The 2342-nt window shown below is 66.3% G+C and carries 2 protein-coding genes and 1 pseudogene; all 3 read left to right on the forward strand.

Annotation, left to right across the window (positions count from 1 at the left end; translation table 11 throughout):
• Positions 1–756: DUF4159 domain-containing protein (locus tag VZ95_RS28360; protein ID WP_156995370.1), on the forward strand; the 756-nt coding region annotated here is incomplete at its 5' end.
• A complete protein-coding gene (locus VZ95_RS28365; RefSeq protein ID WP_052711895.1) occupies positions 702–1061 on the forward strand; it encodes a DUF4159 domain-containing protein in 360 nt (119 codons plus the stop codon). The genes VZ95_RS28360 and VZ95_RS28365, both read left to right, overlap by 55 nt.
• Positions 1058–2342: pseudogene (locus tag VZ95_RS17310) on the forward strand (hypothetical protein); the annotation flags it as partial. The gene VZ95_RS28365 and the pseudogene VZ95_RS17310, both read left to right, overlap by 4 nt.

Raw genomic sequence — 2342 nt, forward strand, 5'->3', positions numbered from 1 at the left:
TACGGCACGCTTGGCACCGATAGCGCCCAACGGGCGCTCAATTTGACGGGCGGGACGGTGACGGACGTGACATCGCTGCGCGCAACGCCGCAGGCACTACCGCCCGGCGTTCGCCTTGCGCCGCTGCAAGGCTCGGTGGAAGTCGATTTGCGGCCCTGGCTGTTTACGGCGGCGCTGCTGCTGTTTCTGGCCGATCTGCTGATCGCCTATGGCCTGCGCGGGCTGCTGTCGGCGCGCGGGCGCTGGCATTTGGGCAAAATCGGCGCGGCGGCGGTTGCGCTGGCGCTGGTACTGCCTTCCTCCGGCAAAGCCCAAACCCCTGCGCCTTATATGGACCCGCAGGCGCAGGAGTTTGCGCTGAAGGCCACGCTCGATTTTCGCCTCGCCTATATTCGGACGGGCGATTCCTTGGTCGATGCGACCAGTAAGTCGGGGCTCGACGGGCTTTCCTATATTCTCCAGCGGCGCACGGCGGTGGATGCGGCGGAGCCGATGGCGGTGGAGATCGAACGCGACGAACTGGCTTTCTTCCCACTGATCTACTGGCCGATGACCGACGCGCAAGCGCTCCCCAGCCCGGAAGCCCTGGAGCGGATCAACCGCTATTTGCGCACCGGCGGCACGATCCTGTTCGACACGCGCGACGGCCCCTATGGCGATAGTTTTAGCCTGGCGCGGGCACGCGGCGCTTACGGGCGTTGGTGCGCGGGCTCGATATTCCGCCGCTGGTGCCGGTGGGGGCGGAGCATGTGCTGACCAAAGCCTTTTATCTGCTGCAAGAGTTTCCGGGCCGCGAGGCCGCCTCCCCCCTCTGGGTGCAGGCGAACCCCACGGCGGGCGGCGATGAGGTGTCGAATATCCTCATGACCCAATCGGACCTTGCCGGGGCCTGGGCGATGGATAAGGACGGAACGCCCCTCTATCCGGTTTCGCCCGGCGGGGAGGTGCAACGGGAGATGGCCTACCGCACGGGCGTCAATATCGTCATGTATGCGCTCACCGGGAATTATAAGGCCGATCAGGTGCATGTCTCGACCATCCTTGAGAGGCTCGGGCAATGAACGGGGTTTTCGGCGCGGGCGTCCAGATCGCCGTCGACCCGATGCTGCCGCTGTGGGCGCTTGGCCTGCTGGCGGGCGTGGGGGCGCTGCTGGTCGGCTTCGGCCTATGGCAACGGGCGCGGGGGAGCGGCTGGCGCACGCTGGCCCTCATCCTCGGGCTGCTGGCCTTGTTGGACCCGGCCCTGGTCAATGAAACCCGCCGCTATGCCAAGGATGTGGCGTTGGTCGTGGTGGATGACAGCAGCAGCCAAAGCCTCGCGGGCCGCCCGGCGCAAACCGAGGCGGCGCTGAAGGCGCTGGAAGAGGCGGGGGCACGGCTGCCCGATCTCGACCTGCGCATTATCCGCGCGGGTAAGTCCGGCGGCGAGGGCACGGCGCTGATGGGGGCGCTGGATCGGGCGTTGGAAGACGTGCCGCGCCAGCGTTTCGCCGGATCGTTGCTGATTACCGATGGGCAGGTGCATGATATCCCTGCCGATCTCGCGGCTTTGCCGGGGCCGATCCATACGCTGCTGACCGGCGCGCCGGGGGAGGGCGACCGGCGGTTAGTAATTCTCTCCAGCCCCAGCTTTGCCCTGGTCGATAAACCCGCCTTGTTCAGCTTCCGCGTCGAAGAGCCTGCGGGCGGCGATGCGACCGTGCCGGTGACGATCCAACTCGACGGGGCCGATACGCGCGCGCTGAATGTGCCGGCCAATCAGGATGTCGCGGTGGAAATCGCCCCGCGCCACGGCGGGCAATCGGTGGTGGAAATCGCAACCCCGCCGGGGCCGCGCGAACTGACCCTGCAAAATAATCGCGCCGCGCTAACCGTCAACGGCATCCGTGACCGGCTGCGCGTGCTGCTGATTTCCGGCGAACCGCACCCGGGAGAGCGGACGTGGCGGAACCTGCTGAAGGCCGACCCCTCGGTCGATCTCGTCCACTTCACCATTCTGCGCCCCGCCGATCGGGTCATGGATATGACGCCGGTGAACGAGTTGTCGCTGATCGCTTTTCCGATCCGCGAGCTGTTCGAGGTGAAGCTGAATGAGTTTGATCTGATTATTTTCGACCGTTACCGGCGGCGCAATAGCCTGATCCCAGCCACGTACCTTCAGGCTGTGGCCAATTATGTGGAGCGCGGCGGCGCGGTGCTGGAAGTGGCGGCCCCGGCGTTTGCCACCAATCAGGGGCTCTTCTCCTCGCCCATTGGCGCAATTCTCCCCGGCCAGCCCACGGGGAAACTGCTGGAAGGCCCGTTCCGCCCGGAAGTGACGGCGCTCGGTTGGCGGCACCCGG

The organism is Elstera litoralis (genome assembly GCF_000963705.1).
Taxonomy (GTDB): domain Bacteria; phylum Pseudomonadota; class Alphaproteobacteria; order Elsterales; family Elsteraceae; genus Elstera; species Elstera litoralis.